At 71.2% G+C, this 9,584-nt stretch carries 11 protein-coding genes; 9 read left to right on the top strand and 2 right to left on the bottom strand.

Features of this window, described 5'->3' with window-relative positions; translation table 11 throughout:
- The 3 genes from AB0H87_RS32040 to AB0H87_RS32050 all read left to right on the top strand — a co-directional run.
- A partial coding sequence (locus AB0H87_RS32040; protein WP_360154104.1) for a sensor histidine kinase occupies nucleotides 1-695 on the top strand: 695 nt, incomplete at its 5' end.
- Nucleotides 696-1,346, top strand: a complete 651-nt coding sequence (locus tag AB0H87_RS32045; RefSeq protein WP_360154107.1) for a response regulator transcription factor — start codon at nucleotides 696-698, stop codon at nucleotides 1,344-1,346.
- Nucleotides 1,347-1,472: 126 nt separating this feature from the next.
- Entirely contained in the window at nucleotides 1,473-2,765 is a 1,293-nt protein-coding gene (locus tag AB0H87_RS32050; RefSeq protein ID WP_360154110.1) for an ArsB/NhaD family transporter, read from the top strand.
- A gap of 8 nt (nucleotides 2,766-2,773) precedes the next feature.
- Here AB0H87_RS32050 and AB0H87_RS32055 read toward each other — a convergent pair whose 3' ends face one another.
- Nucleotides 2,774-4,417: a Na+/H+ antiporter gene (locus tag AB0H87_RS32055; RefSeq protein ID WP_360154113.1), complete on the bottom strand. Its 1,644-nt coding sequence runs from the start codon at nucleotides 4,415-4,417 to the stop codon at nucleotides 2,774-2,776.
- An 82-nt stretch (nucleotides 4,418-4,499) separates the two neighbouring features.
- On the opposite strand from AB0H87_RS32055, the gene AB0H87_RS32060 reads away from it, so the two are divergent.
- On the top strand, nucleotides 4,500-5,492 hold the full coding sequence (locus AB0H87_RS32060; RefSeq protein WP_360154116.1) for a sensor histidine kinase: 993 nt from the start codon (nucleotides 4,500-4,502) through the stop codon (nucleotides 5,490-5,492).
- Nucleotides 5,493-5,524: 32 nt separating this feature from the next.
- Nucleotides 5,525-5,836, top strand: a complete 312-nt coding sequence (locus tag AB0H87_RS32065; RefSeq protein WP_360154119.1) for a hypothetical protein — start codon at nucleotides 5,525-5,527, stop codon at nucleotides 5,834-5,836.
- A gap of 95 nt (nucleotides 5,837-5,931) precedes the next feature.
- Here AB0H87_RS32065 and AB0H87_RS32070 read toward each other — a convergent pair whose 3' ends face one another.
- Nucleotides 5,932-6,306: a DoxX family protein gene (locus AB0H87_RS32070; protein WP_360154122.1), complete on the bottom strand. Its 375-nt coding sequence runs from the start codon at nucleotides 6,304-6,306 to the stop codon at nucleotides 5,932-5,934.
- A gap of 88 nt (nucleotides 6,307-6,394) precedes the next feature.
- On the opposite strand from AB0H87_RS32070, the gene AB0H87_RS32075 reads away from it, so the two are divergent.
- The 4 genes from AB0H87_RS32075 to AB0H87_RS32090 form a co-directional block, all read left to right on the top strand.
- On the top strand, nucleotides 6,395-6,952 hold the full coding sequence (locus tag AB0H87_RS32075) for a MarR family transcriptional regulator (protein WP_360154125.1): 558 nt from the start codon (nucleotides 6,395-6,397) through the stop codon (nucleotides 6,950-6,952).
- A gap of 173 nt (nucleotides 6,953-7,125) precedes the next feature.
- On the top strand, nucleotides 7,126-8,136 hold the full coding sequence (locus AB0H87_RS32080; protein WP_360154128.1) for an ABC transporter substrate-binding protein: 1,011 nt from the start codon (nucleotides 7,126-7,128) through the stop codon (nucleotides 8,134-8,136).
- Nucleotides 8,129-9,166, top strand: a complete 1,038-nt coding sequence (locus tag AB0H87_RS32085; protein ID WP_360154131.1) for an iron ABC transporter permease — start codon at nucleotides 8,129-8,131, stop codon at nucleotides 9,164-9,166. The genes AB0H87_RS32080 and AB0H87_RS32085 overlap by 8 nt, the downstream gene beginning before the upstream one ends.
- The coding region (locus tag AB0H87_RS32090) for an iron chelate uptake ABC transporter family permease subunit (protein WP_360154133.1) at nucleotides 9,167-9,584 on the top strand (418 nt) is incomplete at its 3' end. It lies immediately after the preceding gene.

Genomic DNA, 9,584 nt, shown 5'->3' on the forward strand with positions numbered 1-9,584 from the left:
GGCGCGTCGCGTCGTCGGCGGGCGGTGCCGGGCGGCGGATCAGGATCAGGGCCAGCACCGCGCCGGCGGCCGCGAGCACGGGCCGGGCCCTGTCCGCGCAGGAGGACGAGCGGCGGCGGATCGCGCAGGAGCTGCACGACGAGGTCGGCCAGACCCTGACCGCCGTGCTCCTCGAGCTGAAACGGGTCGCCGACCACGCGCCGCCGGACGTCCGGGCGGAGCTGCACGAGGTGCAGGAGACGACGCGGAACAGCCTCGACGAGATCCGCCGGATCGCGCGCCGGCTGCGGCCGGGCGTACTCGCCGAGCTTGGTCTGGAAAGCGCGGTCAAGGCGCTGGCGACCGAGTTCTCCACCGGTGGCCTGTCCGTCCGGTACCACCTGGATCCCGACCTGCCTGACCTGGGTGACGACACCGAGCTGGTGGTCTACCGGGTGGCCCAGGAGGCATTGACGAACGCGGCCCGGCACAGCGGCGCCCGTACCATCGAGGTGAGCCTGCGCCGGCACCCGGGTGAGGTGCGGCTGCGGATCAGCGACGACGGCCGGGGTTTCGGCCGCGCGCCCGAGGGCGCCGGGATCCTCGGCATGCGCGAGCGGGCGATGCTCGTCGGCGCGGAGTTGGCTCTCGGTTCCGCCATCGGTGGCGGCGCCGACGTGCGCCTGCGGGTGCCCTGCGACGTGGGAGGTCGCTGAATGCCGGAGACGCGGATCCTGTTGGCCGACGACCATGCGTTGGTACGCAGAGGCGTACGACTCATCCTCGACAGCGAGCCCGACCTGACCGTGGTGGCCGAGGCCGCGGACGGCGCCGAGGCGATCGAGCTGGCGGCCCGCGAGCGGCCTGACCTCGCGGTCCTCGACATCGCCATGCCGCGGCTGACCGGGTTGCAGGCGGCCCGCGAGCTGTCCCGGTCGATGCCGGAACTGCGGATCCTGATCCTGACGATGTACGACAACGAGCAGTACTTCTTCGAGGCGCTCAAGGTGGGCGCCTCCGGCTACGTGCTCAAGTCCGTGGCCGACCGGGACCTCGTGGCCGCCTGCCGGGCGGCGATGCGGGGCGAGCCGTTCCTCTACCCGGGCGCGGTCAACGCGCTGGTTCGGCACTACCTCGACCGGGTCAAGGACGGCGACGGCGTGCCGCCGCGGGCGATCACCGACCGGGAGGAGGAGGTGCTCAAGCTCGTCGCCGAGGGGCACTCGTCGAAGGAGATCGCGGACCTGCTCTACATCAGCGTCAAGACCGTCGAACGGCACCGCGCCAACCTGCTGCAGAAGCTCGGCCTGCGGGACCGGCTGGAGCTCACCCGCTATGCCATCAGGGTCGGACTCATCGAACCCTAGGGTCGCCCGACCCCCGATCTGAGGGTCGGCACCGATGGTAAGGAGTGGTCCCCGCGGGTCATCGTTTCGCATGACCTTCGCACCCCATGATCAGACGTTCGAGACCGGGCCACCAGGGCGCCGCCGGTGAACGGGTTCGCGCCCGTCGCGGCCGTCGTCATCTTCACGGTCGCGTTCGTCCTCATCGCCACCGAACGGATCCACCGCGTCGCGGTCGTGCTGGGCGCGGCCGGGCTGATGGCCGCGCTCGGGCTGCTCCCGGGCGACGACGTCTTCTACGACGAGCACGCCGGCATCGACTGGGGCGTCATCTTCCTGCTGCTCGGCATGATGATCATCGTCGGCGTGATCAAGCAGACCGGGGTCTTCGAGTTCCTCGGCATCTGGGCCGGCAAGCGCTCGCGCGGCCAGCCGTACCGCCTGCTGGTGCTGTTGATGGTGATCACCGCGGTCGCCTCGCCGTTCCTCGACAACGTCACCACCGTGATGCTCGTGGCCCCGGTCACGATCGCCGTCTGCCAGAAGCTGGGCCTGCCCGTCGCGCCCTACCTGATCGCCGAGGCGCTCGCGTCGAACATCGGCGGCGCGGCCACGCTGATCGGCGACCCGCCCAACATCATCATCGGCACCCGGGCCGGCCTGAGCTTCAACGACTTCATCGTCCACATGAGCCCGATCGTGGTCGTGCTGTTCGTGTTGTTCGTCATCATGGCCCGCTTCATGTTCCGTAGGTCCTTTGTGCACAATCCCGACCGCGCCCAGGCGGTGATGGAGCTCAACGGCCGGGCCGCCATCAAGGACAAGGCGCTGCTGGCCCGGTGCCTGGCGGTGCTCGCCCTCGTCACCGCCGCGTTCGCGCTGCACAGCGTGCTGCACCTGGAACCCGCGATCATCGCGCTGCTCGGCGCGGGCCTGATGGTCCTGGTGTCGGGCGCCCGCACGGCCGACTACCTCGCCGAGGTGGAGTGGTCCACGCTGGTGTTCTTCATGGGCCTGTTCGTGATGGTCGGCGGGCTGGTCGAGACCGGCGTCATCCACACGCTCGGCGGCTGGGCGGTCGACGCGATCGGCGACAACTACTTCGCGGCCGCCACGGCGCTGGTGTTCGGCTCGGCGGTCCTCGGCGCGTTCTTCGACAACATCCCGTACGTGGCGACGATGGCCCCCGTGGTCGAGGACCTGGTGCTGCGCGCACCGGACCCGCAGACCGGCGAGTCCCTGTGGTGGGCGTTCGCGCTCGGCGCGGACCTGGGCGGCAACGGCACCGCGGTGGCGGCGAGCGCGAACGTCGTGGTGCTCGGCATCGCCGCACAGCACGGCCAGCCGATCTCGTTCTGGCAGTTCACGAAGTACGGCATCGTCACCACGGCGGTGACGGTGACGGTCGCCTGGGGGTACGTGTGGCTGCGCTACTTCTAGGCCGGGCCCTAACGCGTCGGCAGCAACCCTTCCTCGTGGTCGAGCTCCCGTTGGAGCACGCGCAGGCCCTCGTCGGGCAGCTGGCCCGCGTCGCGCCAGCGGAGCACCTCCTCGCGTTGCGCGTCGATGGCCGCCCGGCGCACCCGCAGGGCCGCCTCGTAGCGCTCCGAGACCGGCAGCTCCGCCGAGTCCGCGTCCCGGAGCAGGTCGATCCGGCCCTGGTAGCGGGCCTGCCGGGCGCGCAGCTGCGTGCGGGTCGCCTCGATCGCGCGCAGCTCGTCCTCGTCGCCGCCCTCGGCCAGCTCGTCGAGCCGCTCCAGCGCCGCGACGACGGAGGCCGCGCGGGCCTCGTTGCGCAGGCGGGCCTGGTCGGAGACGTTGGCCCGCAGGCCGAGCATCCGCACCAGCGGCGCGAACGTCAGGCCCTGGCCGACCAGGGTGACCAGCACGACCACGAAGGTGCAGAAGAGCAGCAGGTCCCGGTCCGGGAACGGCGCACCGCTGTCGGTGGTCAGCGGCAGCGCGAAGATGGCGGCGAGGCTGATCACCCCGCGGGTGCCGGCCCAGCTGAGCGCGACCACCTCGCGCCCGGCCAGGCCGCGGGTCGGCTCCCGCTCGGTCCCGCCGTTGTCGTCCTGGATCAACCGGGTGTGCAGCGAGCGGGGCAGCGACTGGGTGAGCAGCAGCCACAGTGGCCGCAGCAGCAGCACCACGCCGACGCTGATCCCGACGGCGATCACGATCGTCGACACCGCGTACTGCTGGAGACCGCTCACGACCCGCGGCAGCTGCTGGCCGATCAAGAGGAACACGAAGCCCTCGAGGAGGAACTCGACCAGCCGCCAGACGGCGGTCGTCTGCAGGCGGCTGGCCCCGGAGCCGCGTGGCGCGTAGTGGCCGATGATCAGGCCGGCGACGACGACCGCGAGCACGCCGGAGACGTGGATCTCCTCGGCCAGCAGGTACGCGCCGAACGGGGTGGCCAGCGAGATCGCGTTCGCGGACAGCGGGTCGTCCCGCAGCTTGCGCAGGAACCGCACGAGGTACGCGACGGCGACGCCGACCAGCACGCCACCGGCCGCGGCCATCGCGAACTGACCGACCGCCGCGCCCCACGAGAACCCGTCACCGACGGCGGCGGCCACCGCCACGCTCAGGATGGTCAGCGCCGTCGCGTCGTTGAGCAGGCCCTCGCCCTGGATGATCGTGAGCATCCGGGGCGGCAGCCCGACCTTGCGGCCGACACCGAGCGCCGCCACCGGGTCGGGCGGCGCGATCGCGGCACCGACCGCGATGCCGGCGGCGAGCGTGGCGCCCGCCACGAACCAGTGGAACCCGACGCCGATCACCAGCGCCGTGGCCAGCACGAGCAGCACCGACAGGCTGACCACGATCCGCAGGTTGCGCCGGATGGCCATGAGCGACGAGTCGAGGGCCGCGCCGTAGAGCAGCGGCGGAATGACGAACGTGAGGATGATCTCGGGGTCGAGGTCGAGGTTCGGCCCGGGCAGCACGGCGTACGCGATCCCGATGAGCGGCAACAGCGCCGCCGCCGGGAGGCCGGTGTGCTCGGCCACCCAGCGGACCAGCACGACCACGGCGACCGCGGCCAGAACGAATATCAAGATCGTTTCGACGCTCACCGCTCCCATGAAACGTGATCGGCGGTACGGCGGCATGGGTGCCAGCACCCATTTGTTGGACGAACCCGGGCCGCACCAGGAAGCTCGGTAGGTGACCCTGTTCTGGCGGATCTTCCTGCTGAACGGCGCCGCGCTGTCCGCCGGGACCGCGTTGCTGCTGTTCACCCCGGCCACGGTCTCGACACCGGCCAAGGCCGGCGAGGTGGCGGTGGTGTTCGTGGGGCTCGCGGCGATGCTGGTGGTCAACGCCATGCTGCTGCGGGTCGGCCTCGCGCCGCTGTCCCGGCTGACCCGGACGATGGCGACGGTCGACCTGCTGCATCCCGGCCGGCGGCTCGCCGTCGGCGGCAACGCGGGCATCGGCACGCTGGTGCGCACGTTCAACACGATGCTCGAGCGGCTGGAGGCCGAGCGGGCGACCAGCGCCGGGCGGGCGCTCTCGGCGCAGGAGGACGAGCGGCGGCGGATCGCCCAGGAGCTGCACGACGAGGTCGGCCAGAGCCTGACCGCGGTGCTGCTGCAGCTGAAGCGGGTCGGCGACCACGCACCGGCCGACGTCAAGACCGAGCTGCACGAGGTGCAGGAGACGACCCGGAACAGCCTCGACGAGATCCGGCGGATCGCCCGCCGCCTGCGCCCCGGTGTCCTGCACGAGCTGGGTCTCACGGCGGCGCTGCGGTCGCTGGCCACCGAGTTCTCGACACGGGGGCTGAGCGTGCGGGCGCGGATCGGTCCGGACCTGCCGTCGCTCGACGCGTCGGCCGAGCTGGTCGTCTACCGCGTGGCGCAGGAGGGGTTGACCAACATCGCCCGGCACGCGCGGGCGGAGCAGGTCGAGCTGACCCTGCGGCCGGTGCGCGACGGCGTGGAGCTGCTGGTGCGCGACGACGGCCGCGGCCTGCGGGGTGCGCCGGAGGGTGCGGGCATCCGCGGCATGCGCGAGCGGGCACTGCTGGCCGGCGCCGACCTGTCGTTGCGCCGGAGCCCGGCGGGCGGCACGGAGGTGCGGTTGCTCCTGCCGGTGCGTACGCCGGAGATGGGTGTCGCCACCGATGCGGAGCCGATGGGAACTTCGACAGGCTGACGGGTGTCTATTCCCATCCCCGGGAGGCCCCGATGACCGTATCCGCGGAACCGATGATCGGCCGTGACCTGCTCGACCGCGACAACCGTCCGTCGGGCAAGATCCGCGCGATCTACCGGTACCCACCGGAGCTGGACATGCCCTGGGGCGTGGCGGCGGTCGTGAGCGGGCGACTGCTGCGCTCGATGCACCTGGTCGACCTGAAGGACGCCGACATCGAGCCGGACGGCATCCGCGTGCGGTACGAACGCGCCATCATCACCAGCGCGCCGCACTTCATTCCCCTGGTCGGCGACACGCTCTCCGAGGGCCACGCCAACCAGGTGCGCGAGCACTACTCCTAGCCGCCGTCGATTCGACGGCGCCGTCCTGTCGATCAGCGCGCGCCCCGACCTCTCCCCCCCGCGGGCCGCGCTGGATCGACAGGACCACGGTCGCGTCAGAACGCGTACGGGCCGAAGCGTCCCCAGGCCACCACGGCGGCGAGCACCAGCAGGACCAGGTTGGCGACGACCATCGGCGTCTCGCCCCGCCGGCCGTGGACGACCACCGCGCCGATCATGAGCAGCACGACGCCGACCGCCGCCAGCGGCACCAGCACGGGCGCGATGTCGAACAGCGCCGGCAGCACCAGGCCGAGGCCGGCGAGCGCGTCCAGGGCGCCGATCAGCTTGACGTTGCCCGCGCTGAAGCCCTCGACCCAGCCCATGCCGGTCGCGAGCAGCTTCTCCTTCGGCTGCACGATCTTCATCACGCCGGCCGCGACGAAGGCGACACCGAGCAGGACGGCGATTATCCACAGCAGTACGTTCATCGGTCTCCTTGATCACTTGCATCTTTAACCGGCGATCAGTTAACGGTGCAAGTGATCAGGTGTCAAGGGTGCGGATATCCTGGCTGGCGTGGAAGACCCCCGCTGGCTGGACGCCGACGAGACGAAGACCTGGCTGGCCCTGGTCAGCCTGCTCATCCGGCTGCCCGCGGCCCTCGACACGCAGCTGCAGCGGGACGCGGGCCTGAGCCACTTCGAATATCAGGTGCTCTCCGGCCTGTCCATGTCACCGGGACGGACACTGCGGATGAGCACGCTGGCCAAGTTCGCGGACAGCTCCCTGCCGCGGCTCTCGCAGGTGATCGCCCGCTTCGAGAAGCGGGGCTGGGTCTGCCGCTCGAGCGATCCCGAGGACGGCCGCTACACGCTCGCGACGCTGACCGACGACGGCTTCGACAAGGTGATGGCGGCCGCGCCGGGGCACGTCTCGGAGGTCCGCCGCCTGGTCTTCGACTCGCTGACGAAGGCGCAGCAACGGCAGCTGCGGGCGATCGGCGACCGGGTCATCCACACGGTCGACCCGGACGGTTCGTGCCCGGCCGCCATCGCCGAAGGTCTACCAGGCGGAGGCGCCACCCTCGACCGGAACGTCGGCGCCGGTGATGAAGGACGCGAGGCACGCCGCTAGCTCGACGACCCGCCCGCGCGGTCAGCAACCACCGACCACAATCGACCGTCACGCGCGGGCCATCGCCGCAGCTCAATTTGGCGCCGGCGACTAGCCAACCGCCGAAAGGATGGTTAGCCTACCCTAACCGTCGGGCCGCTGGAGTCTGCCGGTTCACGAGAACGGAAGTCCTCATGCGCGCGTGGCGTCCGATCCTCGCGGTGGCGGTGCTCAGTGCCGCCCTCGCGGGTTGCGGCAGCAACACCGATGGCGGCGACGCCGCACCCGCCGCCGCGGCGGGGCCCTGGTCGTTCACCGGCGGGTCCGGCCAGGTCGTCAAGGCCGATAAGACTCCCACCCGGATCATCGCGCACGCCGGTGAGGCGGCCGCGCTGATGTCGTTCGGAATCAAGCCGGTCGGCGTCTACGCCGACGAGTCGGTCAAGACCGACCCCAACCTGAAGAACCTCGACCTTTCCGGCATCACCATCCTCGGCGAGGAGTGGGGCAAGATCGATGTGGAGAAGGCGGCCTCGCTGGCGCCGGACCTGATCGTCGGTGACTGGTGGCCGGCCGAGAAGGCGCACAGCGGCCTGGAGGAAGGCGTCGACGAGAAGAGCAAGAAGCTCGCCGAGCTGGCCCCGATCACCGGCGTCTCGCAGGGCAAGTCCATCGTCGAGCTGGCCGAGGGCTACGAGGACCTCGCCGAGAGCCTGGGCGCCAAGGTCGACAGCCCCGAGATCGCCGCCAACAAGAAGCGGTTCGAGGAGTCCGTCGCCACGTTCAAGGAGGCGGTCGCGGGCAAGCCGGGGCTGTCCGTCGCCGCGATGTCGCCGGCCGACGACAAGGTTTACGTCGCCAACCCGGAGTACGCGCCCGAGCTGCTCGACCTGCAGAGCTGGGGCCTGGACGTGCTGAACCCGAAGAGCCCCGACCCGGGCTTCCCGTACTGGGAGAACCTCTCCTGGGAGAACGCCGACAAGTACCAGCCCGACCTGATCCTCTGGGACGGCCGCTCCTACACCGCGACCGCGAACGACGAGTGGGGCAAGAAGCAGCCGACCTGGTTCAAGCTCAAGGCCGCGAAGGCCGGTGCGACGGTCGCGTGGCCGGCCTTCTGGCTGCACACCTACGGCGACTTCGCCACCGAGCTCGACAAGCTGACCACGGCGATCAAGGCCGCGGATCCGAATGTCGGTGGCTAGCCCACCGGCGACCACCCGCACGGCGCGGCGAGCCTCGGCCCTCGGGCCGGGGCTGGTCGCGCTCTGCGGCGTGCTCGCCCTGGTCGCGTTCCTGAGCGTGACGCAGGGTTCGCGGGACATCGGCCTGTCCGAGGTGCTGCACGCCCTGCGCACCTTCGACGACGACGGCTCGATCAGCAGCACCATCACGTTGGAACTGCGGGTGCCGCGCACGCTGCTCGGCATCCTGGTCGGGGCCGCGCTCGGCGTCGCGGGCGCGATCCTCCAGGGCGTCACCCGCAACCCGCTCGCCGACGCCGGCATCATGGGCATCAACTCCGGCGCGGCCGCGTTCGTCGTCTTCGCCATCACCGTGCTCGGCCTGCGCGGCGTCGGCGGCTACGTCTGGTTCGCCTTCGCCGGCGCGATCGGAGCACTGGTCCTGGTGTACGCGATCGCGTCGCTGGGGCGGGAAGGCGCCACGCCGGTCAAGCTCGCGTTGGCCGGAGCGGCCGTCACCGCCGGGCTCACCTCCGTCACCACCGGCATCATCATGACCAATGTGGACGCCCTGAACGAGCTGCGGTTCTGGCAGGTCGGCTCGCTGGCCGGCCGCTACGCACCGATCCTGACGGGCGTCGCGCCGTTCCTGCTCGTCGGGCTGGTCGCCGCGCTCGGCTTCGGGCGCTCGCTCAACGGTCTCGCGCTCGGCGAGGACCTCGCGCGGGGGCTCGGACAGCACGTCGGCCGGACCAGGATGGCCGCCTTCGCCGTCGTCGCGGTGCTCGCCGGTGCTGCCACGGCCGCCTGCGGCCCGATCGTCTTCATCGGTCTCGTCGTGCCGCACGTCGCCCGGTTCATCTGCGGGCCGGACTACCGCTGGATCCTGCCGTACTCGATGCTGCTCGCACCGATCGTGCTGCTGCTCGCCGACGTGGTCGGCCGCGTCGTCGCCGCACCCGACGAGCTGCAGGTCGGCGTGGTCCTCGGCGTCGCCTGCGCGCCCGCGTTCGTGGCCATCGTGCGATACGCCCGGCTGTCGGAGGTCTGAGTGACGATCACGGCCTCCAAAATGGACAGCCAGGCGGCGCACGCGCTGCGCGCCACCCGCCGCCGCCGCACCGCCCGCTCCACCACGGTGATGGTCGGTCTCGCGGTGCTGGTGTTCGCCCTGTTCGTCGTCACCATGATGATCGGCAGCTTCCGGATCGGCGCGCTCGACGTCGTCGGCTCGGTGCTGCACCTGACCGAGAACCCGAGCGTGGACTTCGTGGTCCGCGAGCTGCGCCTGCCGACCGCCTTGGCCGGCCTCGGCGTCGGCCTCGCACTCGGCGCCTCCGGCACCGTCTTCCAGCAGCTCCTGCGCAACCCGCTGGCGTCACCGGACTTCGTCGGCATCACCTCCGGCGCCGGTGCACGAGGGCTTCGTCAACTTCAACGCGGGCACGCTGGGCACCTCGATGGTCGAG

The organism is Asanoa sp. NPDC050611 (genome assembly GCF_040654855.1).
GTDB lineage: Bacteria > Actinomycetota > Actinomycetes > Mycobacteriales > Micromonosporaceae > Asanoa.